We start from the raw sequence: 20245 nt of genomic DNA, 5'->3' as shown, positions 1-20245 counted from the left end.
GAGGGCATGAGCCTAGGCATCGACGACAAACAGACCGGTCGCGCTCCGCGCATAATGTTCTACAGTCACGATACGTTCGGACTGGGTCATCTCAGACGCTCCCGAGCGCTGGCTGCGGCAATGACGCGGGCGAACCCGCGGGCCTCGGCCCTGATCCTGACGGGCTCGCCCGTTGCCGGGCGCTTCACTTTTCCGCGGCGCGTGGACCATGTACGCCTGCCGGGCGTGACCAAGCGGGCCGATGGTTCGTATGCCGCGCGCACGATCGGAATGGGGATTGACGAGGTCACCGAGCTGCGTTCGGGACTGATCCAGACCACCGTGCGCCAATTCGATCCGGACGTCGTCGTCGTCGACAAGGAGCCGACCGGATTCCGAGGCGAACTGCTGCCCACCCTGGAACAGCTGCATCAATCCGGGCGCGCCAAACTGGTGCTGGGTCTTCGCGACGTTCTGGACGAGCCCGAGGTTCTGGCGGCGGAATGGGCCCGAAAGGACGCAGTCGCCGCGACCGAGAAATACTATCACGAAATCTGGGTCTACGGCCTGCGGTCGGTTTATGACCCGACAGAAGGATTGCCGCTCAGCCCGTCGGCGCAGGCGCGGATTCACTGGACCGGCTATCTGCGCCGCGATCTCGGCCCTGTCGGCGAACCTCCCGAGCAGCCCTATATCCTTATCACGCCCGGAGGCGGTGGCGACGGGAAGGCAATGGTCAACCTTGTCCTGTCCGCATATGAAAAAGACCCTGATCTGTCCCCGCGAGCCCTGCTCGTCTATGGCCCTTTCCTGTCCGGTGAGTTGCGCGAAGAATTCGAGGCCCGCGTGGCGGCCCTGAACGGTCGTGTGACGGCGGTCGGGTTCGAATCCCAGATCGAAACCCTGTTCGCCGGCGCGGCGGGTGTGGTCTGCATGGGCGGATACAACACGTTCTGCGAGGTGCTCTCCTTTGACAAACGCGCGGTTATCGTCCCGCGAACCACCCCGCGGCTGGAACAGTGGATCCGCGCCTCGCGGGCCGAGGAACTGGGCCTTGTGCGGATGCTGGACGAAACCCGTGATGGGTTGACGGCCGATGCGATGATCACGGCCATTCGCAACCTGCCGCAGCAGCCCCTTCCCTCGCAGGCGATCCGGGCCGGTTTGCTGGATGGCTTGGACTATGTCTCTGATCGGGTCGAAGCCCTGCTGAGCGTGGAACAGGAACGAGCGACCGGATGACCGACGCAGAGCCGAGACTGGCGGTGTTGGTCAAAGGTTGGCCGCGCCTGTCCGAGACGTTCATCGCTCAGGAACTGGTTGCTTTGCAGGATGCCGGCCACGCCTTCGACATCTGGTCATTGCGCCACCCAACCGACACCAAACGCCACCCCCTGCACGACCGGTTTCAGGGGCGGGTGCACTATCTTCCCGAATACCTGTACCAGGAACCCCAACGCGTATGGGCGGCGAGACGAACCGCACAGGCGCTTCCGGGTTACGCACAGGCCTACCGGGTGTGGCGACAGGATCTGCGTCGCGATCCCACGCACAACCGGATCCGCCGCTTTGGACAGGCTTGCGTTCTGGCCGCGGAATTGCCCGGCGACACGCGCGCGCTGTATGCCCACTTCCTGCATACCCCGTCCTCGGTTGCCCGCTATGCTGCAATCATGCACGGCCTGCCGTGGAGCTTTTCGGCTCACGCCAAGGATATCTGGACGTCGCCCGAGTGGGAAAAGCGTGAAAAACTTCACGCTGACACCTTCGGAGCGGCGTTCGGCGCAACCTGCACCGAGATCGGCGCGCGGCACTTGCGCGATCTGGCCGATGACCCCGCCCGTGTCGATCTGATCTATCACGGGCTGGACCTGACGCGATTTCCTGAGCCGCCCGTACGAAAACTGCGATCCGTCGATGAACGGTTCCATATGGTGTCCGTCGGACGACTGGTAGAAAAGAAAGGCTTTGATCGCTTGATCCACGCCTTGGCCATACTCCCCCCAGAGATCGACTGGCACTGGACCCACATTGGCGGCGGCACCTTGTCGGACAACCTGCGCGGCCTGGCGGAAAACCTGCGCCTACAGGATCGCATCGCCTGGAAAGGCGCCTGCGATCAACCCGAAGTCATTGCGGCCATGCGCGAGGCGGATCTGTTCGTGCTGCCCAGCCGCATCGCCGCGGACGGGGACCGGGACGGACTGCCCAATGTCCTGATGGAAGCCGCGTCGCAAAAACTACCGATCCTGTCCACTCCGGTCTCGGCCATTCCCGAATTCATCCAGACCAACGTGCACGGCATCTTGTCCGATGACGAACCCAAGGCGCTTGCAGACGCTATTTCCACCCTGGCCGCCGACCCGCAGAAAGCGGCAATCATGGCTGATGCGGCTTATGACCGCTTGCTTGCCAGTTTTCGCATGGACCCCGGCATTGCACGTCTGTCCCGCCGCCTGAAAGCCTTGTGCGCGGAGGGTGCCTGATGGTTCGGGTCGCCTTCTATGCGCCGATGAAAGCCCCAGACAGCCCGGTACCATCCGGCGACCGCGAAATGGCTCGCAACCTGATGGCTGCAATCGGGGCCGACGGGCATCGTGTTGATCTGGTCTCGCGGCTGCGCATCTATGACAAAACCGGAGACCCGGACCTTCAGAACCGTCTCTACCGCGAAGCCGCGGCCGAGGCCACCCGACTGAGCACAGAACTGCCTGCAGATACAGGCCTCTGGGTGACCTATCACAACTACTACAAAGCTCCGGACCTTTTGGGGCCCGCGGTCTGCCGCGCGCGGGGAATACCCTATGTTCAGCTTGAGAGCACCCGCGCCATGTCGCGCCTTTCCGGGCCCTGGGCCGGCTTTGCCCAAGCTGCGCACGATGCCTGCGACGCCGCGCAGGTGATCTTCTATCACACAGCAAATGACTTGATCACACTGGAACGCGAGCGGTTCGGTGATCAGTCATTGATTGAACTCCCACCCTTCCTGCCCCGATCGGACCTGCCTCGACCCTCTAGATGCGCGGGGCCGATGCTGACGGTGGGAATGATGCGTTACGGGGACAAGTTGGAGTCTTTCCGCATTCTGGCCGATACGCTGGCATTGCTGAATGGGGATTGGACGCTGAACATCGCCGGCGACGGACCAGCCCGCCCGGATGTCGAGGCTTTGATGGCCCCCTTCGGCACAAGCGTCCGGTTTCTGGGCCTGCTCAGCCGCGATGACCTTGAAACGATCTACTCCGATGCTGCTCTGTTGGTATGGCCGGGCGTCAACGAAGCCTACGGGATGACCTATCTCGAGGCGCAGTCCGCGGGCGTCCCCGTTGTCGCCCAGGATCGCCCGGGAGTGCGCGACGTACTGGCGCCTGCCAATCATCCTGCCCCTGATTACGGCGCCGCCGCGCTGGCCGAGCGAATTGACCGGCTGCTGTCCGATCCCGAACTGCGTCGGAGCGAAGGTCAAAAAGCGCGCGACTACGTGGCCGGCCGTCATTTGATGCCAACCGCAACGCGGACGTTCTGGTCGGCAGTTTCTTCGCTGGTAGAGGAGATGTCATGACACGTCTGGCCCTTCTGCGCCACGGTCATACCGCCTGGAACCGCGCAGGGCGCATTCAGGGGCGCAGCGACATCAGCCTCGATGATCAGGCAAAGGCCGAACTGGCCCGATATCGCTTGCCAACTCCTTGGGACCGGGCCGAACTATGGTCCAGCCCCCTGACCCGCGCCAGCGAAACTGCGCGGCTGGTCGCCGGACGCGAACCCGCAACCTCGGCCGCCCTGGTCGAGATGAATTGGGGCAACTGGGAAGGCCAACGCGGGGAAGACCTGATTGCAGATGCCAACACTGGTTACCGGCATATCGAGGATTGGAGCTGGGAATTTCGTCCCCCCAACGGCGAAAGCCCGGCCGACATTCGCCGCCGCCTTGTGCCATGGCTGTCCAGCCTGACCGGTGACAACGTAGCTGTCTGCCATATCGGAATCATGCGGGTCATCCTGGCGCTTGCCTGGGGGTGGGAGTTCACAGGCCCCGCGCCGTTCCGCATCAAACGCAATCGTCTCTACGTGGTCGATTTGGAGCAAATGCGACCGGAGGCTGAGCCCGTCCGGCTTATCCCGCGCGAGGCCGGGTCATGAGGACCATGATCGTCGTCACCCATCTGCTGGGGACCGGACATCTCAGCCGAGCCTTGACCTTGGGTCGGGCTTTTGCGGATGCCGGACACGACGTGACCGTCGCATCCGGTGGGATGCCTGCACCACAACTGAATGCGGATGGAGTTTCCCTGCTGGCACTGCCACCCCTGCGTTCGGATGGTACCGATTTCACGCGGTTGCTGACGGCCGACGGAGATATTGCAGACGCGACCTATCTGAACTCCCGCGCTATTGCCCTGACCGAGGCTGTTCGACGGGTAAACCCCGATGTCCTGATAACGGAACTCTATCCCTTCGGGCGCCGAAGCTTGGCCGACGAATTTCTGGCCCTGCTGTCCACTGCGCGGTCACTGCCGTCCTGTCCGGTTGTTCTGAGTTCGGTCCGGGACATCCTCGCGCCACCGTCGAAACCCGCCAAAGCTGTACGGACCGAAGAAATCATTGTGCGTTTCTATGACGGCGTACTGGTTCATTCCGACCCCGAAATCACGCCGCTGGATGCCAGCTGGCCGGTTACAGGCAACTTGGCCGGACGCCTGTTCTATACGGGCTTTGTTGCCCCGCCTGCGCCGGGTCCTCATGAACAGGGGGAAGGAGCGAATGAAATCCTGGTCAGCGCTGGCGGCGGATCGGTCGGACAACCGATCTTTCGCGCGGCCATCGAGGCCGCTCAAAAGATGCCCAACTGGCGCTGGCGCCTGCTGGTCGGCGGTCAGGATGCCCAAGACCGGATTGCCGAACTGAGGCACATGACAAATGGCGAAAATGTCCTTCTGGAACCCGTACGTCCGGATTTCAGACAAATGCTGCCGCTGGCCGCAGCCTCAGTCAGCATGTGCGGGTACAACACCGCCATGGACTTGCTGCAATGCGCGACCCCGGCCGTTCTGATCCCATTCGACGATGGCAAGGAAGTGGAACAGACCCTGAGGGCAAAGAGCCTGGCGCGCCTGCCTGCGGTCGACGTGCTGCCCAGCGCGAAGCTGACCGGAGGGACATTGGCCCAAGCAGTCGACCGCGTCCTGCATCAAGGCTCGCGCGAACCCTTGGATGGCGGGTTTGACGGTGCCCGCAAGTCGGTAGAGATTGCCACCTCGCTCTGGGAGGCTCGGCAATGACAACCGATTGGACACCGCTGCGATCCGAATTGCAGGTGTGGCGAGAGGCTGGGCTTACGCTTCCACTGTGGTGGCGGGACGATGACGCGATCGCGCCCAGCCGGCAATTGGACCGTTTGGTGGGCCTGTCATCCCGAACCGGGCTGCCGGTTCATCTGGCCATCATTCCACGCGATGCCAGTCAGGATCTGGTCGACCAGGTTGCCAACCAGACCAGCTTGGTTCCGGTGGTTCACGGCTGGGCGCACCAGAACCACGCGCCTGAAGGCGAAAAGAAGTCCGAGTTCCGCCTGCATCGTCCGCTCGCCTCGATTGTGTCTGATGCACACCATGGCTTCCTGCGTTTGCAGGAGTCCTTCGGTGATCGTCTGTGCCCGATGTTCGTCCCCCCTTGGAACCGCATCGCGCCCGAAGTGACGGCAGAGCTTGCGGAGATCGGCTATCAGTTCCTGTCCACGGCCACGCCCAGAACGCACGTAGAAGCAGCGCCAGGCCTGACTCAGGTCAATACCCATCTGGATCCGATCGACTGGCGCGGTACGCGAGGGTTGGCCGATCCGAATGCGTTGATCGCCAAAACCGTCTCGATGCTGCAGGATCGCCGCGAGGAACGTGCCGACCCAACCGAACCTTTTGGCGTGTTGACCCATCATCTTGTCCATGATCAACAGATCTGGGACTTTACCGAGGCGCTTCTGGATTGTCTCATGGCGGGCCCCACACGCGTCTGGTCCGCAGGACCACACTGATTACCCGAGGAGACATTGATGAGCCGACTGGATTCCATGCTGCGACGCCTGACCGCCCAGCGCGACGGGCTGAACTGGGCTGCGGCGCGGATCAAAGGGCTGAAAGGCGATGTTCTGGACATGGGTTTGGGCAACGGCCGCACCTATGACCACCTGCGCGAGATCCTGCCCGACCGGCGCATCTGGGTCATGGACCGGGTTCTGCAATGTCACCCGGACAGCACCCCTCCGGCCGAAGATTTTCTGCAGGGCGAGGCTGAACCGATGCTGAAGAAGCTGGCCGAAGATGGCCCGCGGATCGCATTGGCGCATTATGATTTCGGTCGCGGGATCAAACACGAAGACGTGGCCGAAGCGGCGAGGCTCAGCAAGCTGATTGGCTCGGTCATGGTTCCAGGCGGGTTGCTGATATCCGGCCAACCGCTGGAAGGGTTCGAGCAGATCAACGGCCCGGACTCCATCGCGCCTGACCGCTATCTCTTCTACCTCGCCTGATCAGGCCACGCGCTGCCCGCGCGACCAGACCGCGGTCAGGGCCGGGACGTCGCCCCGCATTCGAAATCGGATCAGGTCTGCCCGCAGCCCCGGTTTCAGAGCGCCGCGATCCGCTAGGCCCGCCGCCCGCGCCGGAGCCCGTGTCACAGTGGCGATGCCACGCGCCATGTCATCCCAGATGCGCCCAAGAGTAACGGCTGACAACAGCAAGGCTGACGGCACATAGTCCGACGACAGAATGTCCAAACACCCCAAGTCGGCCAGTTCCCGTGCTGCCACATTCCCAGAATGTGACCCGCCCCGGATCAGGTTTGGCGCGCCCATCATGACCTGAATGTCATGAGCGTGACAGGCCCGTGCGGCGTCGACCGTCGTTGGGAATTCGGCCAGCCGAATGCCATGACGGGCGGATATCGCCACTTGCGCCTCGGTCGTGTCGTCGTGGCTGGCCAGAACCGCTCCGAAGCGGCGCGCGGCGTCCACGGCCTCTTGCTCGTGGCGGTCTCCATTGCGGTCCCTCAGCCCCCGCAACTGGTTGACGTGCCGTGCGAACATGTCGTCATCCATAGCGTACTTGCCTTTGAGATAGGCTTCGAACTTGGACAGGTCCCTAAACTGGCGCTGGCCGGGCGTGTGATCCATCAACGAAACGATGCCAACCCGGTCTTCTGGACCGAATTCCTGCAATTCCTCGACCAGCGTCTCAGAACAGACTTCGGCGCGCAGATGCAGAAAGTGGCTGATCTTGAGTGCGTCCTGCTCTCGCAACTCCCACAGCTCGCGCGACAGTCCGCGCGCGTATTTCAGATACCGTCCAGCACCGGAGGGGATCGACCCCACCCGCATGGCGTCAAAGACCGTCGTGATCCCGGTGCTGGCCAGTTCCGCGTCATGCGCCAGAATGGCTGCGGCATGGGGCCAGTCCACCTTGGGCCGCGGCTGGATGTGGCGTTCCAGGTTGTCGGTGTGCAACTCGACCAGGCCGGGCGACACATAGTCCCCACCACAGTCAATCGCGCCTTTCGGAACAGCCGCGCCGGTGTCTATGTCAGCGATCGTCTGGCCAACGACACGGACACACCCCCGGACGGTCTCATCCGGCAGAACAAGCAACGCATTGGCAAGGGTCAGTTCATCTGTCATCGGATTTTCACGTGGTTTGAGGTAAGGAGAGGCCACGCAACAGGAGGCCATTGTGAATTTTGCGCGATACGCGATCTATTTCGTTCCCCCAGCCCAATCCGACTGGAGCAGGTTTGCAACCGCGTGGCTGGGGTGGGACATCGATGCGGGACGGACCGTCGACCATCCGGCCATTGACGGGTTGGACGTCGCCTCGGTAACACAAGTGCCGCGCAAATACGGGCTTCATGCCACGATGAAGCCGCCATTTCGCTTGCGTGAAGATCAGTCGCTGTCCGCTTTGCAGGACACCTGCGCCCGTTTGGCCGGTAAATTCGCCCCCGTTTCGCTGGACGGGCTCGAAGTTGCACGCCTTGGTCGGTTTCTTGCTTTGCGGCCCGTGGGCGACACACGAGACCTGAACGCGCTTGCGGCGGCTTGCGTCCGCGACCTGGACCCTTTTCGTGCCCCGGCCTCGGAAACCGAGATGAACCGGCGCCGAGCGGCCGGGCTGACCATGGAGCAGGACGCCAATCTGACGAACTGGGGCTACCCATACGTTCTGGAGGCTTTCCGCTTTCACATCACCCTGTCCGGTCGCCTGAGCAAGCCGATGCTGGAAAACGTGCAAACCGTTCTGAACCAACGGCTTGTCCCATTGCTGCCAGCCCCTTTTGACATAGGGGACCTGGCCCTTGTGGGCGAGGCTGAAGACGGGCGGTTCCATATGCTTCAACGGTACGCCCTTTCGGGTTGAAGGCCGGACAAGATGGTTTCAACGGTTGCATCCAGTGACCCGGAATTGTCGACCTCGATCACGTGGTTCAGGCCTTCGGGCAGGGCTGCAGTGGCGCGCCCCAAACGCCGGGCTTGATCAGCCGCGCTTTCCCGGCCGCGCACTGCCAGACGTTGTGCCAGAACCTTTGGTTCGGCCGTCAGGGATATCACGATCAGCTCTCGAAATTCCTTCTGCGCCTCGGGCAACACAGCCCTTGAGAGGTTGACCAGAACCGCATCGGCCCTTCGGCGTTGGTCCGTGATCGCAACGGGTATGCCGTAGTGCAGCCCGTGCGCGGCCCAGCACAGAACAAAGCTGCCCTCTTGGACCATTGTTTGAAACGCCCGGTCGGACACGCGGTCAAAATCCTCACCGCCTTCGCCATGGGGACGGGTGATGACTCTACGCACCCTTTCGAAGTTCGACGCGCGCGCCAGCAGTGCTTGGATCACGCTGTCTTTTCCAACACCCGAAGGCCCGACAACTGCAATGACCGGGGCCATCTTCATGCCGCCGCCCCCGGCGCAAACTGCGTGACGTCGACCACGCGGCTGCAGACCCGGTCACGGGCCTCTTGGTCGTGGAATATCCCAATGATCGCCGCGCCGCGGGCCTTTGCTTCTTGGATCAGGGACAGCACGGTTTCGCGGTTTCGTGCGTCAAGGCTGGCCGTGGGTTCATCCAGCAACAGAGCCGGATAGTCATGCGCAAAACCACGCGCGATATTCACCCGTTGCTGTTCACCGCCCGAAAATGTCGTGGGACTGAGGCGCCAAAGCGGTTCCGGAATATTCAGGCGCTGAAGGAGGCCCGCTGCCTTGTCCAGTGCGGTCTGCCGCTCGCACCCCTGAACCAGAAGCGGTTCGGCCACGACCTCCAGCGTCGGCACACGCGGCACAACACGCAGAAACTGACTGACATAGCCCAGGGTCTCCCGGCGCAGTTGCAGGATCTCGCGCGGTTGGGCCCGGGCGACGTCGAGGCCGCCCACCCGCACCTGCCCCGAGGCCGCCAGGTAGTTGCCGTAGATCACCCGCATCAGTGTGGACTTCCCGGCCCCGCTGGCCCCGGTCAGGGCCACGCATTCTCCGGCCCCGACCTGCAGCGACGCGCCCGCCATCACCGGGATCACGGCGCCGCCCTGATTGTGCAGGGTAAAGCTCTTGCTCACGTCGATCAGTTCAATCATCGGATTTCATCTTTTCTGTAGCATTCAAACCTGCAGGACGCTGGACACAAGCAGTTGCGTATAGGCATGCTGCGGGTCGTCCAGCACCTGATCGGTCAGCCCCGCCTCGACCACCTCGCCATCCTTCATCACCATCAAGCGATCCGCCAGCAGCCGCACCACGGCAAGATCATGGGTGACGATGATGGCGCTCAGCCCCATCTCGCGCACCAGACCGCGCAGCAGGTCCAGCAGCCGCGCCTGCACCGAGACGTCCAGCCCACCGGTCGGTTCATCCATGAAAACCAGCCGCGGACCGGTCACCAGGTTGCGCGCGATCTGCAACCGTTGCTGCATGCCGCCCGAAAACGCGCTGGGGCGGTCGTCCACGCGGCTTTCCGCTATCTCGACCCGGCCCAGCCAATCCAAAGCCTGCCCGCGGATCTGGCCATAGTTCCGGCTCCCCACGGCCATCAGCCGTTCGCCGATATTGCCGCCGGCGCTGACCGACATGCGCAGCCCGTCGCGGGCATGTTGATGCACAAAGGCCCAGTCGGTGCGCCCCAGCATCCGGCGGGCCGGTTCCGACATCGTGACCGTGTCCACCGGCCCGTCGGCGCGGGTATCAAAGATCACCTGCCCGGCATCCGACTTAAGATGCCCAGCCAGACAGTTCAGCAGGGTCGACTTGCCCGACCCGCTTTCGCCGACGATCCCCATTACTTCACCGGGGTAGAGGTCGAAACTGACATCCCTGCAGCCGATCCGCGCGCCATAGCGCTTCTCGATGCCTTTGACCTGCAAGAGCGGGGTCATGCCGCATCCTCCTGCGCCAAACGGCCTTGGTGTCCGGCCTCGCGGCGGGACCGGCAGAAATCGGTGTCCGAACACACGAACATCCGGTTGCCTGCATCGTCCGTGATCACCTCGTCCAGGTAACTGTCTTCGGCCCCGCACAGATCGCAGGCGTGATCGGCCTTGCTGGCCTCGAACGGATAGTCCTCGAAATCGAGGCTGACCACCCGCGTATGCGGCGGCACCGCATAAATGCGCTGCTCGCGCCCGGCCCCGAACAGCTGGATCGCGTCCATTTCCAGTTTCGGATTGTCGAATTTCGGGATCGGAGACGGGTCCATCACATAGCGGTCGGCCACCCGGACCGGATAGGCATAGGCCGTGGAAATCGCGCCGTGCTGGCTGATGTCTTCGTAGAGCTTCACATGCATCAACCCGTATTCCTGCAGGCTGTGCATCTTGCGCGTCTCCGTCTCGCGCGGTTCCAGAAACCGCAGCGGTTCGGGGATCGGGACCTGATAGACCAGGATCTGATCGTCGCGCAGCCTGGCCTCGGGGATACGGTGGCGGGTTTGGATGATGGTCGCCTTCCCGGTCTCTTCGGTCGTGGCCACGCCCGCCGTCTTCTCAAAGAACTTGCGGATCGACACAGCATTGGTCGTGTCATCTGCTCCCTGATCGATCACCTTGAACACATCGTCCGGTGTCAGCGTCGCGGCCGAGACCTGAACCCCGCCCGTGCCCCAACCATAAGGCATGGGCATCTCACGGCTGGCAAACGGCACCTGATAACCCGGAACGGCCAAGCCCTTGAGAATGGCCCGGCGGATCATCCGCTTGGTTTGTTCGTCCAAATATGCGAAGTTATACTCATTCATTTGATGTATCACTTTCGTTTTTTGGTGTTGTTGTGGACGGTTTTCTGGTTACCTCGGCCTTCGCGGTCGTCATGCTCTACTTTCTCTGGCGCAGGGTACATTCCCAGCGACGGCGCCGGGCCATGCGGCGGGACGCGCGAGGCGAATGGTCTGCGATCAGCGCGGACGCGCCACGCCGGGCTGCGGCTGGCAGGGCATCTCGGCCGGCGGACAGGATGCAGGAAGGGCACTGAAGTCATTCGGCGGCCTCGCGCGGTTCCAGGCGTTCTTCGGCTTCGCGGCGCAATTTGCGCACCAGTTCCAATTCGGACTGGAAATCGACGTAATGCGGCAGTTTGATATGCTCCAAAAAGCCGGTCGCCTGAATGTTGTCAGCATGGCTGAGGACGAATTCCTGATCCTGCGCCGGGGCGCCCAGATCGTCTTCGCCCAATTCCTCCCAGCGCAAGGCGCGGTCCACCAGCGCCATGGCGATGGCTTTGCGCTCGGACTGGCCGAAGACCAGCCCATAGCCGCGTGTGAACTGCGGCGGCTCGGTCTTTGATCCCTTGAACTGGTTCACCGTTTCGCATTCGGTCAGGGCGATCTCGCCGATCTCGATCGCGAAACCCAGTTCGGGGATTTCCATCTCGACCGCGACGGTGCCGATGCGCAGCTCGCCCACGAAAGCGTGGTTGCGGGCATAGCCGCGCTGGGTCGAATAGGCCATGCCCAGCACGAACCCCTCGTCCCCGCGCGTCAGCGCCTGCAGGCGCAGGGGGCGGTCGGCCGGGAACTCCATCGGTTCGCGCGTCAGGTCGCCGGGCGGTTCATCGCTGGCGGGCTCGTCCTGGATCAGGCCTTCGTCCTTGAGGAATTCGGTGATGTGCGGGGTCGGCTCGTGACGCGGCGCGGCGGTGGGGGCCTCAGGCACCGCGCCGTCGGCGGCCAGTTTGAAATCCAACAGGCGGTGCGTGTAGTCGAAGGTCGGGCCCAGAACCTGCCCGCCCGGCGCATCCTTGAACGTGGCCGAGATCCGGCGGTCGCAGGCCATGCCGCCGGTATCGACCGGGGTCGAATAACCAAACCGCGGCAGGGTGGTGCGGTAGGCGCGGATCAGAAAGATCCCCTCGATCAGATCACCCCGCGCCTGTTTGATCGCCAGCGCGGCCAGATCGGGATCGTACAGAGAGCCCTCGGCCATCACGCGGTTCACCGCAAGGCTGAGCTGTTCACGGATCTGGGCCAAGGACAATTCGGCCACGCCGGGATCGCCCCGGCGTTCCTCGGCCAGCCAGGCATGGGCGTTTTCGATCGCCTTTTCGCCCCCTTTGACGGCTACGTACATGGCCTAACCCTTTGGATCGATGCGGGTGCTGCGCGGCAGGGCCGCGACCGTATCCCCGCAGGTGAAGAAGAAATCGCACCCCAAGGGGTACAGGTCCGAATTGGCCTGCAGCGCCGCGACATCGGGCATGGACAGGCGTGCAGTGTCGCGGATGCCGGGCCCTCGCAGGGTGGCGCCGGATTGGTGCAATACGTCGCACTCCACGATCAGGGTGGCGGATCGATCGGGATATTCCGGCGTGCCGATCCGGTACTGGTCCAGCGGCACCAGATCCTGCCAGCAGCCAACGGCGAAATCGGCCTGCGCGGCGGGCACGAGGGGCGCACCGGTGTGGAAGGTCAGCCATTGGCGAATGGCCGGGTTGTCGGCCCCGCCCGCCAGATAAACGCCCGTGTCCGGGTCGCACAGCGTCAGCAGCAGCGTTCCCGCGGCGACCGACAGGCCGTCGGGCGGGGTCGCGCCGACCAGCTGCCGCAACTCACCCGGCCGCGCCATCACGGTCATGGCCGCACGAAAGGCGTGGGCCGCCTGAACCGGCGCATCGGTGAAACCGCCTGAAAAACGGGTCTGTGGGGTCATTGATCCTCTCCCCGAACCATCGTGAAGAACTCGACCTTGGTGGCCGCGGCCTTGGCGGCCCGGACCGTTCTGGCCGCCTGGACCTGGCGGGTCAGCGGCTCCAGGATTCTCGCCCGCACCGCGTCGGCGTGCCCGGTCTGCATCAGCGCGTCGATCAGAGCGGCGGTTTCGGCATGGGTCTTGTCGCGCCCCTGCACATATCCGTGGCCCTCGGTTCCGTCAGGCAGAACCAGAGCGCAGCGCGTGACCGTCATCTCGCCCAGATTGAAGGGCGCGCCCGAGCCGCCTGCCCGCCCCCGCACCATGACGCCGCCGATCTCGGGCGTGCGCAACCACTGGAATTCGGGACTTGCGCCATAGGCGGTCCACAAGGCAGCCAGCGCCTCGGCCGGCGCACGTGCCAGAAGGCCCAGCCAGGCCCGTCGATCACCTGTCGCGATTTTTGTCTGATCCGCCATCAAAGCCTCTTGGCCAAGTTGTCTACAACTACTATACAACTAGACAAATAATAGCGGAGCAAAGGGTGACTCGCAACGAATATGCTGTGAAGTTTTGATGACATGAGCCAAACACCGATCTGGAAGACCATCGCGCTGGCGCTGACCGCCGACATCGCCGAGGGGCGCTTTGCAACCGGCGACCGCCTGCCGACCGAGGCGCAGTTGGCCGCGACCCACGGCGTGAACCGCCACACGGTGCGCCGGGCCCTGGCCGAACTGGCCAGGCAGGGGCTGGTGCATCCGCGCCGCGGGGCCGGCGTGTTCGTTTCGGCGGCTGCAACCGATTACCCGATCGGCAAACGGGTCCGGTACCACCGGAACATCTCGGCCAGCGGCAAGATTCCGGGCAAGCGAGTGCTGTCGCTGATCACCCGCGCCGCCGACAAGACCGAGGCCGAGGCGCTGGCCCTGGCCCCCGGCGACCCGGTGCATGTCTATGACGGGTTGTCGCTGGCCGATGGCCAACCGATCGCGGTGTTCCAAAGCGTCTTTCCCGCCGCGCGCCTGCCCGACCTGCCCGAAGCGCTGGCCCAGAACGGCTCGGTCACGCGGGCGCTGCGGCACTGCGGCGTGGCGGATTATACCCGCATCTCGACGCGCCTGACCGCCCGCGCGGCTGATGCGATTCAGGCCCGGCACCTGCACCTGATCGAGGGCGCGCCGGTTCTGCATTCGGTCGGCATCAATGCCGATCCGCAGGGGCATCCGGTTGAATACGGCAAGACCGTCTTTGCGGGCGAGCGGGTCACTCTGACGCTGGATGACGATCACGGGTGATGCCGGTCAATCCTCGTATTTCTCCAGAAACGCCTCGGCGGGCAACGCGCGGAAATCCGGAAGCGCCGCACGCAGGCGGGCATTGTCCCAGTCCCACCAGGCCAGAGCCATCATCCGCTCGGCCACGTGCGCAGGGAACCGGCGGCGGATGGTTCGGGCGGTGACGCCGCCGACGATGGTATAAGGCGGCACGTCCTTGGTCACGATCGCCCCGGAGGCGACGACTGCCCCGTGCCCGATCGTCACCTCGGGCTTGATAATGGCCGCGTGGCCGATCCAGGTGTCATGCCCGATTTGCGCCAACCGCCCGGCGCGCCGGGCGAACCAGTCCGCGTCGTCCTCGGCATCGTCCCAATAGTCGGCCGAGCGGTAGTGGAAGTGATGCAGCGACGCTTTCTCGATCGGATGGTCGGTGGCGCCGATCCGGGTGAAACTGGCGATATTGGCGAATTTCCCGATCCGTGCATTGGCGATGTCGCAGGTGCGGTCGCAATAGGTATAATCCCCAAACACCGAATTCGTCACCCGCGTTCCGGCACCGATTTCGACAAAGGCGCCAAAGCTGCTGCCGGTTATCTGGCAATCCGGGTGAATGAAAGGCTGGTCCGGTCGCAAGCGCGCCATGGTCTGCAAGTCCTCGTATACGGTTCAAGGCAACATCAGGGGCTTGGCCTGCGGATCGCGCTGTTTGCGCGACTTGGGCGGCCCGCCCTGGATCAGCCGCCTGCGCAGCCAGCCCGAAAACCAGTCCATCAGCATGACCATCAGGATGATCAGCACGATGTAATAGGCGACTTCCTCCCAGTCTTTCTGGGTGATAATCGCCTGTGTCAGCAACAGACCGATCCCGCCCCCGGTTATCGCCCCGATCACGGTTGCGCTGCGGGTGTTGGATTCCAGGAAGTACAGGAGCTGACTGAGCAGAACCGGCGTGATCTGCGGGATCACACCGAAACGATATTTCTGCGGCGCATTGGCCCCGGTAGACTGCACGCCCTCGATCTGCTTCTGATCAACATTTTCCAGCGCCTCGGAGAAGATCTTGCCGAAGGTGCCGGTATCGGTGACCAGGATGGCCAGCGCCCCTGTTAGCGGCCCTGGCCCGAAGGCGCGTGCCAGAACCACCGTCCAGATCAACGCATCAACACCGCGCACGAAGTCAAAGATACGACGAGTGGCAAATCGGACCGTTCTAAACGGATTGAAATTTCGTGTCGCCAGAAATGCGAGGGGCAAAGCGATCATCCCTGCCCCCAATGTACCCAGAAAAGCCATCAGAAGCGTTTCAAAGATCGCCCACGCAACATCCTGATGGCGCCACATCTTGTTGGTCCAGAAATCGTCAAAGATTTCTGCGGCCTCGCCCGAAGCGGCACGCCCCATCAACTGGCTGAAAGACTGACCGTAATAGGGGCTGTCCAAAGTGAACCAGAACAGTTCCCAACCCTTGAAATACCGGAACACCTCGGCCCGGTTGCGTGTCACGGTCAGCCGACCCGCCGGCGTGGTGATCGCCAGGCGATTCTTTGACATGTTGATCCAGTCCGGCACCTCGGCAGTCGGTAAGTCGGCCTGCACTCCGGCAGACCGGTTGGGCGTTGCGCGCACGGTTCCATAACCCGGGATGTCATATTCCACGGTTTCAGGTCCAAAACGAACGATGTGGCTATCTTGCAGGTCAATCACGGTGGTTTCGCCCAAAGCGACCCATTCCGGCGCAGTGCCATCCGGGTAAGCGCCCTTGCGCTCTCCCTCGATCGCAACGGACACTTCTCCGTTTCGATTGTCCCGCGTCACATGTGTCTTGTAGCTGTAGCTGTCGGATACAAGCGTCTTGCCGTTTTCCCAGTTGGCCCGCTCGGCCAAGCCGGGCACGTCAAAGGCAAAGAAAACATAGATCAGGTATAGAATGACCAGCCCCGGCAACCCGAAACTCAGCGCCCGTTTGCGCCGAAAGATGTGGTCGGTTCTGGCTTTCAAGTCGTTGATCGGCAGATCAGTGGCAAAGGTGCTCATGCTGCGGCTCCTTTGGCGGAACCGTGTGTCAGACGGTCACGCAAAACGCCGGACAGCTGATCCACGGCCACGATGGTGACGAACAGAAGCAGAAAGATGGCCGCCGCCTCGTCGTAACGCCCCTGCCCCCAGGACATGGCGTTGCGCAACTCGTACCCCAAGCCGCCTGCCCCCACGAAACCAAGAATGGCCGAGGCGCGGATGTTGATCTCGAACCGCAGAAGAGCGTAGCTGACATAGTTTGGCCCGACCTGCGGGATCACGCCCAAATACATCCGCTGCGACCAGTTGGCGCCAACCGACTGCAGCCCCTCGACCGGTTTCAGAGAGGCGTTTTCATTCACTTCGGAAAACAATTTGCCCAGGGCACCGGCAGTGTGAATGGCGATGGCAATCATTGCAGGCACTGGCCCGCCGCCAAGAACAAAGATCAGAACCAACGCGATGACAATTTCCGGAACGGCCCGGCAAATATCAGAAATCCGACGAAAAACGGGGATCAATGACGGCCACAGCGCCATGCCGCGGGTGGACATCAGCGCCAGAAAGGTGCCGCCCAGAGTGCCCACCAGCGTGGCCGCGGCGGCGATATTCAGTGTTTCGATCAGCGCGGGGAAGAACTCGACCAAATTCGCGGGCAATTCCCCGATCTTCTCCCAGGCCTCAGTCAGAACCTCGGCAGGGTAATCGAAAATGCGGTTCCACCCATCGGCAAAACTACCGGCGTTTCGCATGTCGGCGGTCCGGAATCCGGCCGCCATAAGTGCCACGAACAGGATCAGAAGTATCCCACCGTAGACCCGTTTTCGACGGGTCATGCTGGTGTAATCCTCCCGGATCCGGTCGAGGCCGGCGGATCCCGCGGTCAGGTCGGTCATGAAAGGCTCCGATGGGGATAATGGGGTCCGGTTTGCGGCCGGACCCCGAACAGAAGTTGCGCAGGCTTAGTTCGACTTCAGCTTGCGGGCTTCAATGATGATTTCGTAGGCCTCGTGGGTGATCGGCTCGAACGCTTTGGCTTCACCTGCGGCCACGCCATAGAAGCACTCACGGTCTTTGTCGGCCAGCCCGGCCATCAGAGCCGTCATCTTCTCTTTGACATCCGCCGGCAATGCCTTGCGCAGAACCACCGGACCTTCGGGGATCGGCTTCGATTTCCAGATTTCCACCATGTCGTTCATGTCGACCAGTCCGGCATCCACGGCGCGGCGCAGCGCACCCGAATTGTAGCCGTCTTCCCAGTTGCCCAGACCGTCGGCCCAAGTCACGCCACCATCCACGTCACCGTTGTTCACGGCGACGATCGTCTGCTCGTGGCCACCGGTGAACTTCACCTCACCGAAGTAGTCACCCGACTCCATCGTCGCACCCGTTGCCTGAGGGATTTCGATCGAGGGGATCAGGTAGCCCGAGGTCGAGTTCGGATCACCAAAGCCAAACACCTTGCCTTTCATGTCATCAAGCGAGGTGATGCCGCTATCCTTGCGGGCGAACCCGACCGAGTAGTAGCCATACCCACCATCCACGTTCACCTTGACCAGAACCGGTTCGACCGCCTCGGGGTCGCTCAGATAGGTCTTGGCATAGGCGGAGGCGCCCAGCCAGGCCATGTCGATCGTGCCGCCCAGCAGGCCCTGGATCACGCCGTTGTAATCGGCCGGGGCGAACAGCTTGGTTTCGACACCCAGCGCGTCCTCGGTGTACTCACGCAGACATTCGTTGTTGTTCAGCCGGTCCTGCGCGTTTTCTCCGCCCAGGATGCCGATACGGAATTCGCTGATCTCCTCCGCCATGGCAGGCGCGCTCAGGGCGGAGGTCGCGACCAGGGCGGCAACTAGTTTCTTCATCTGTCTCTCTCCAGGTTGATTGGCCCACCCCATTCATCGGGCCGGGCGATAAATGAGGTGTTTGGGGCTCAGATCGTGGCCTCGGCTTCCATCAGAGCCTTCCGGGTGGCATCCAGCGTTTCGATCTCGGTCGAGGTCGCGGCCTCGGAGAAGCTGGCATCAGCGCCGTAGATCTCGCGGGCGACGCCGGTGGTCAGCTGCTCGGGCAGGCCGTCGAACACGATGCGCCCGTCGCGCATGCCGACCACGCGGTCGCAATAGCGGCGCGCGGTGTCCAACGTGTGCAGATTGGCGATCACGGTACGGCCGTCCTCTTCGTGGATGCGGCGCAGGGCCTGCATCACGACCTGCGCATTCATCGGATCCAGCGAGGCGATGGGTTCATCGGCCAGGATGATCTTGGGATCCTGCATCAGGGCGCGCGCGATAGCGACACGCTGCTGCTGCCCGCCCGACAACGCCTCGGCCCGTTTAGGGGCATGTTCGGCGATGCCAAGTCGGTCAAGAATGTCGATGGCGCGATGGATGTCTTCCATCGGGAACAGATTGAACATGGTCGCCAGCGTCGAGTGCCGGTTCAGCGTTCCGTGCAACACATTCGAGACCACATCCATGCGGGGCACAAGGTTGAATTGCTGAAAGATCATCGCGCAATCGGCCTGCCACGCACGTTTTTCGCGCCCTTTCAGCGTGGTCACGTCGCGCCCGTGAAACAGGATCTGCCCGGCGCTGGCATCGGTCAGGCGGTTGATCATACGCAGCAGGGTGGACTTGCCCGCGCCCGACCGCCCGATGACCCCGATCATGCATGGCTTGTCGACGTCCAGCGTTGCGGTGTCGACGGCGGTATTGTCTCCGAAGCGCTTGGTCAGTTTTTCGATGCGCAGCACGTGCCACCCCCAATTCGTGATGGAGGTCGTCTACAGCTGGTGCTCAAAGGTGATGTGTCGATCCGGTGAAGCTTTTGTAACGGGCTGAAAGCCGATGGCCTATGCAAGGGCTGGGCAATGCCGCTCGTCCCGTCTATACGCGGGCTCAACACCTGAACCATCAGATCTGTCACATGAGGCCGCCATGAGCTTTGACCGCAAGATCAAGATCGCACCGTCGATCCTGTCCGCCGATTTCGCCAATTTCGGACAGGAAATCCAAGCTATCGAGGCCCAAGGCGCCGACTGGGTTCACGTTGATGTGATGGACGGGCATTTCGTGCCAAACCTCACCTTCGGCCCGCCGGCGGTGAAGGCGTTCCGCCCGCATGTCAAGACGGTGATGGATGTGCACCTGATGATCACGCCGGTCGACCCCTACATCCAGGCCTATGCCGATGCCGGCGCGGACTATCTGACGGCCCATGTCGAGGCTGGTCCGCACACGCACCGCACGTTGCAGGCGATCCGCGCGGCGGGCATGAAGGCTGGCGTGGCGCTGAACCCCGGCACCCCGGCCGAAGCGGTCGAACACATGCTGGATCTGGCCGATCTGGTCTGCGTGATGACGGTGAACCCCGGCTTTGGCGGGCAGAAATTCATCGACATGACCGCGAAGGTCCGCCGCCTGCGCGAGATGATCGGAGACCGCCCGGTGCATATCGAAATCGACGGTGGCGTCGACACCACAACCGCCCCGCTGGTGGCGGCGGCCGGCGCTGACGTTCTTGTTGCCGGTTCCGCGGTCTTCAAGGGCGGGTCGGTTGCGAACCCGGACGTCTATGGCCAGAACATCCGCGCCATTCGCGCCGCCGCCGAAGGCCACGCGGCCTGACGGCGGCTCCCGTCCTTCGTCGACGTTTTGGCAAAACGCCTCCTCCTGTTGGGCCCGGCATCGCGCGGGAGCGGTAGCGTTTTGTCGGCCCTTCCCCTAGGCCAGTTGATCCGCGAAATGTGTCAGCAGCTTGTGTTTTAGGATCTTGCCCGTGGGCGCGGCCGGCAAGGACGTAGCCAGCACGATCCG

23 protein-coding genes are annotated in these 20245 nt (G+C 62.9%); 10 read left to right on the top strand and 13 right to left on the bottom strand.

Features of this window, described 5'->3' with window-relative positions:
• Positions 1-6: 6 nt before the first annotated feature.
• The 7 genes from AC2FM5_RS09000 to AC2FM5_RS08970 are packed head-to-tail and all read left to right on the top strand — an operon-like array spanning position 7 to position 6505.
• The gene (locus AC2FM5_RS09000; RefSeq protein WP_170340379.1) at positions 7-1221 is read left to right on the top strand and encodes a glycosyltransferase family protein; all 1215 of its coding nucleotides are present in this window, start codon (positions 7-9) and stop codon (positions 1219-1221) included.
• Entirely contained in the window at positions 1218-2465 is a 1248-nt protein-coding gene (locus tag AC2FM5_RS08995; RefSeq protein ID WP_496735126.1) for a glycosyltransferase family 4 protein, read from the top strand. The genes AC2FM5_RS09000 and AC2FM5_RS08995 overlap by 4 nt, the downstream gene beginning before the upstream one ends.
• Complete coding sequence (locus AC2FM5_RS08990) at positions 2465-3541, top strand: glycosyltransferase family 4 protein (protein ID WP_496735124.1); 1077 nt, start codon at positions 2465-2467, stop codon at positions 3539-3541. Before AC2FM5_RS08995 ends, AC2FM5_RS08990 begins: the two co-directional genes overlap by 1 nt.
• Complete coding sequence (locus AC2FM5_RS08985; protein WP_170441485.1) at positions 3538-4122, top strand: histidine phosphatase family protein; 585 nt, start codon at positions 3538-3540, stop codon at positions 4120-4122. The genes AC2FM5_RS08990 and AC2FM5_RS08985 overlap by 4 nt, the downstream gene beginning before the upstream one ends.
• Positions 4119-5261: a glycosyltransferase family protein gene (locus AC2FM5_RS08980; RefSeq protein ID WP_170436298.1), complete on the top strand. Its 1143-nt coding sequence runs from the start codon at positions 4119-4121 to the stop codon at positions 5259-5261. The genes AC2FM5_RS08985 and AC2FM5_RS08980 overlap by 4 nt, the downstream gene beginning before the upstream one ends.
• A complete protein-coding gene (locus AC2FM5_RS08975; RefSeq protein WP_170405060.1) occupies positions 5258-6010 on the top strand; it encodes a polysaccharide deacetylase family protein in 753 nt (250 codons plus the stop codon). Before AC2FM5_RS08980 ends, AC2FM5_RS08975 begins: the two co-directional genes overlap by 4 nt.
• A gap of 18 nt (positions 6011-6028) precedes the next feature.
• Positions 6029-6505 (top strand): class I SAM-dependent methyltransferase, encoded by a 477-nt coding sequence (locus tag AC2FM5_RS08970; RefSeq protein ID WP_093964551.1) that lies wholly within the window; start codon positions 6029-6031, stop codon positions 6503-6505.
• On the opposite strand, the gene AC2FM5_RS08965 is transcribed toward AC2FM5_RS08970, so the two are convergent.
• Positions 6506-7648 carry an alpha-D-ribose 1-methylphosphonate 5-triphosphate diphosphatase gene (locus tag AC2FM5_RS08965; protein WP_496735120.1) on the bottom strand — a complete coding sequence of 381 codons (1143 nt, stop codon included), beginning with the start codon at positions 7646-7648 and terminating at the stop codon, positions 6506-6508. It abuts the gene before it with no gap.
• A 52-nt stretch (positions 7649-7700) separates the two neighbouring features.
• Here AC2FM5_RS08965 and AC2FM5_RS08960 point away from each other — a divergent pair, with 52 nt between their 5' ends.
• Positions 7701-8384: a DUF1045 domain-containing protein gene (locus tag AC2FM5_RS08960; protein WP_496735118.1), complete on the top strand. Its 684-nt coding sequence runs from the start codon at positions 7701-7703 to the stop codon at positions 8382-8384.
• Here AC2FM5_RS08960 and phnN read toward each other — a convergent pair.
• From phnN to phnG, 7 genes are all read right to left on the bottom strand, one after another.
• On the bottom strand, positions 8360-8914 hold the full coding sequence (phnN, locus tag AC2FM5_RS08955; RefSeq protein WP_170451063.1) for a phosphonate metabolism protein/1,5-bisphosphokinase (PRPP-forming) PhnN: 555 nt from the start codon (positions 8912-8914) through the stop codon (positions 8360-8362). The two genes, AC2FM5_RS08960 and phnN, sit on opposite strands and share 25 nt — an antisense overlap.
• Positions 8911-9594, bottom strand: coding sequence for a phosphonate C-P lyase system protein PhnL (gene phnL / locus AC2FM5_RS08950; RefSeq protein ID WP_170339802.1), 684 nt, complete (start codon positions 9592-9594; stop codon positions 8911-8913). Before phnL ends, phnN begins: the two co-directional genes overlap by 4 nt.
• A gap of 24 nt (positions 9595-9618) precedes the next feature.
• On the bottom strand, positions 9619-10389 hold the full coding sequence (gene phnK, locus AC2FM5_RS08945; protein ID WP_170357044.1) for a phosphonate C-P lyase system protein PhnK: 771 nt from the start codon (positions 10387-10389) through the stop codon (positions 9619-9621).
• On the bottom strand, positions 10386-11246 hold the full coding sequence (locus AC2FM5_RS08940; RefSeq protein ID WP_174819621.1) for an alpha-D-ribose 1-methylphosphonate 5-phosphate C-P-lyase PhnJ: 861 nt from the start codon (positions 11244-11246) through the stop codon (positions 10386-10388). Before AC2FM5_RS08940 ends, phnK begins: the two co-directional genes overlap by 4 nt.
• Before the next feature lie 235 nt (positions 11247-11481).
• Complete coding sequence (locus AC2FM5_RS08935; RefSeq protein ID WP_496735114.1) at positions 11482-12573, bottom strand: carbon-phosphorus lyase complex subunit; 1092 nt, start codon at positions 12571-12573, stop codon at positions 11482-11484.
• 3 nt (positions 12574-12576) lie between these two features.
• A complete protein-coding gene (phnH, locus tag AC2FM5_RS08930; RefSeq protein ID WP_496735112.1) occupies positions 12577-13152 on the bottom strand; it encodes a phosphonate C-P lyase system protein PhnH in 576 nt (191 codons plus the stop codon).
• A complete protein-coding gene (gene phnG, locus AC2FM5_RS08925) occupies positions 13149-13610 on the bottom strand; it encodes a phosphonate C-P lyase system protein PhnG (protein ID WP_170434283.1) in 462 nt (153 codons plus the stop codon). The genes phnH and phnG overlap by 4 nt, the downstream gene beginning before the upstream one ends.
• A gap of 102 nt (positions 13611-13712) precedes the next feature.
• On the opposite strand from phnG, the gene phnF reads away from it, so the two are divergent.
• Complete coding sequence (gene phnF / locus AC2FM5_RS08920) at positions 13713-14429, top strand: phosphonate metabolism transcriptional regulator PhnF (protein WP_170371796.1); 717 nt, start codon at positions 13713-13715, stop codon at positions 14427-14429.
• A gap of 6 nt (positions 14430-14435) precedes the next feature.
• On the opposite strand, the gene AC2FM5_RS08915 is transcribed toward phnF, so the two are convergent.
• The 5 genes from AC2FM5_RS08915 to phnC form a co-directional block, all read right to left on the bottom strand.
• Positions 14436-15053, bottom strand: a complete 618-nt coding sequence (locus AC2FM5_RS08915; protein WP_496735109.1) for an LbetaH domain-containing protein — start codon at positions 15051-15053, stop codon at positions 14436-14438.
• A gap of 24 nt (positions 15054-15077) precedes the next feature.
• The gene (phnE, locus tag AC2FM5_RS08910; RefSeq protein WP_496735107.1) at positions 15078-16445 is read right to left on the bottom strand and encodes a phosphonate ABC transporter, permease protein PhnE; all 1368 of its coding nucleotides are present in this window, start codon (positions 16443-16445) and stop codon (positions 15078-15080) included.
• Entirely contained in the window at positions 16442-17323 is an 882-nt protein-coding gene (gene phnE / locus AC2FM5_RS08905; protein WP_170357037.1) for a phosphonate ABC transporter, permease protein PhnE, read from the bottom strand. The genes phnE (AC2FM5_RS08910) and phnE (AC2FM5_RS08905) overlap by 4 nt, the downstream gene beginning before the upstream one ends.
• Before the next feature lie 66 nt (positions 17324-17389).
• A complete protein-coding gene (gene phnD / locus AC2FM5_RS08900) occupies positions 17390-18292 on the bottom strand; it encodes a phosphonate ABC transporter substrate-binding protein (protein ID WP_170369802.1) in 903 nt (300 codons plus the stop codon).
• Between the two features lie 68 nt (positions 18293-18360).
• Positions 18361-19182 carry a phosphonate ABC transporter ATP-binding protein gene (gene phnC / locus AC2FM5_RS08895; protein WP_170357035.1) on the bottom strand — a complete coding sequence of 274 codons (822 nt, stop codon included), beginning with the start codon at positions 19180-19182 and terminating at the stop codon, positions 18361-18363.
• Between the two features lie 184 nt (positions 19183-19366).
• On the opposite strand from phnC, the gene rpe reads away from it, so the two are divergent.
• On the top strand, positions 19367-20056 hold the full coding sequence (gene rpe, locus AC2FM5_RS08890) for a ribulose-phosphate 3-epimerase (protein ID WP_496735104.1): 690 nt from the start codon (positions 19367-19369) through the stop codon (positions 20054-20056).
• Positions 20057-20245 lie beyond the last annotated feature (189 nt).

The sequence above is a fragment of the Ruegeria sp. BHSA162 genome (assembly GCF_059613385.1).
This window is presented reverse-complemented; position numbering and strand designations above follow the sequence as displayed.

Bases quoted from the DNA above. Each gene is read 5' to 3' on its own strand.
- phnL (WP_170339802.1), bottom strand. From the start codon at position 9,594: ATGATTGAACTGATCGACGTGAGCAAGAGCTTTACCCTGCACAATCAG.
- phnK (WP_170357044.1), bottom strand. From the start codon at position 10,389: ATGACCCCGCTCTTGCAGGTCAAAGGCATCGAGAAGCGCTATGGCGCG.
- AC2FM5_RS08965 (WP_496735120.1), bottom strand. From the start codon at position 7,648: ATGACAGATGAACTGACCCTTGCCAATGCGTTGCTTGTTCTGCCGGAT.
- phnN (WP_170451063.1), bottom strand. From the start codon at position 8,914: ATGAAGATGGCCCCGGTCATTGCAGTTGTCGGGCCTTCGGGTGTTGGA.
- AC2FM5_RS08915 (WP_496735109.1), bottom strand. From the start codon at position 15,053: ATGGCGCGCTTGCGACCGGACCAGCCTTTCATTCACCCGGATTGCCAG.
- AC2FM5_RS08990 (WP_496735124.1), top strand. From the start codon at position 2,465: ATGGTTCGGGTCGCCTTCTATGCGCCGATGAAAGCCCCAGACAGCCCG.
- AC2FM5_RS08985 (WP_170441485.1), top strand. From the start codon at position 3,538: ATGACACGTCTGGCCCTTCTGCGCCACGGTCATACCGCCTGGAACCGC.
- phnF (WP_170371796.1), top strand. From the start codon at position 13,713: ATGAGCCAAACACCGATCTGGAAGACCATCGCGCTGGCGCTGACCGCC.
- phnE (WP_170357037.1), bottom strand. From the start codon at position 17,323: ATGACCGACCTGACCGCGGGATCCGCCGGCCTCGACCGGATCCGGGAG.
- phnG (WP_170434283.1), bottom strand. From the start codon at position 13,610: ATGGCGGATCAGACAAAAATCGCGACAGGTGATCGACGGGCCTGGCTG.
- AC2FM5_RS08975 (WP_170405060.1), top strand. From the start codon at position 5,258: ATGACAACCGATTGGACACCGCTGCGATCCGAATTGCAGGTGTGGCGA.
- AC2FM5_RS08980 (WP_170436298.1), top strand. From the start codon at position 4,119: ATGAGGACCATGATCGTCGTCACCCATCTGCTGGGGACCGGACATCTC.
- AC2FM5_RS08970 (WP_093964551.1), top strand. From the start codon at position 6,029: ATGAGCCGACTGGATTCCATGCTGCGACGCCTGACCGCCCAGCGCGAC.
- phnD (WP_170369802.1), bottom strand. From the start codon at position 18,292: ATGAAGAAACTAGTTGCCGCCCTGGTCGCGACCTCCGCCCTGAGCGCG.
- AC2FM5_RS08935 (WP_496735114.1), bottom strand. From the start codon at position 12,573: ATGTACGTAGCCGTCAAAGGGGGCGAAAAGGCGATCGAAAACGCCCAT.
- rpe (WP_496735104.1), top strand. From the start codon at position 19,367: ATGAGCTTTGACCGCAAGATCAAGATCGCACCGTCGATCCTGTCCGCC.
- phnH (WP_496735112.1), bottom strand. From the start codon at position 13,152: ATGACCCCACAGACCCGTTTTTCAGGCGGTTTCACCGATGCGCCGGTT.
- phnE (WP_496735107.1), bottom strand. From the start codon at position 16,445: ATGAGCACCTTTGCCACTGATCTGCCGATCAACGACTTGAAAGCCAGA.
- AC2FM5_RS08995 (WP_496735126.1), top strand. From the start codon at position 1,218: ATGACCGACGCAGAGCCGAGACTGGCGGTGTTGGTCAAAGGTTGGCCG.
- AC2FM5_RS08940 (WP_174819621.1), bottom strand. From the start codon at position 11,246: ATGAATGAGTATAACTTCGCATATTTGGACGAACAAACCAAGCGGATG.
- AC2FM5_RS09000 (WP_170340379.1), top strand. From the start codon at position 7: ATGAGCCTAGGCATCGACGACAAACAGACCGGTCGCGCTCCGCGCATA.